Source organism: Acinetobacter johnsonii, from assembly GCF_048551975.1.
Classification (GTDB): Bacteria; Pseudomonadota; Gammaproteobacteria; order Pseudomonadales; family Moraxellaceae; genus Acinetobacter; species Acinetobacter johnsonii_A.
On the sequence record NZ_JBIMCF010000339.1, the window covers coordinates 1 to 249 of the forward strand.

1 pseudogene is annotated in these 249 nt (G+C 35.7%); it reads left to right on the forward strand.

Annotated features, from left to right (window positions below):
* A pseudogene (locus tag ACG9ZB_RS17730) lies at positions 1–249 on the forward strand (rhombotarget A); the annotation flags it as partial.

A 249-nucleotide genomic window follows, 5' to 3' on the forward strand; every position in this document is an offset into this window, starting at 1 on the left:
GTCATGATTGAGAAATATAAAACCTATTTGCTAAATACCCATCTCTCGATCAAAAAAGATTTAACAATCAGAACAAGTTATGACAGTTCTGTTGGGGAAGAAACTGTTCAGGGTTTAAGTAATGCCATCTTAAAAATGAATGGTTCTGACAACTTGTTAAGTGTTGATAATGCTGAGAATGCTTTAATTCGTGTGTTAGTAAAAGAAGATACTCTACAGGGCTGTGCGAAAGACTGCGGTGTGAATCGA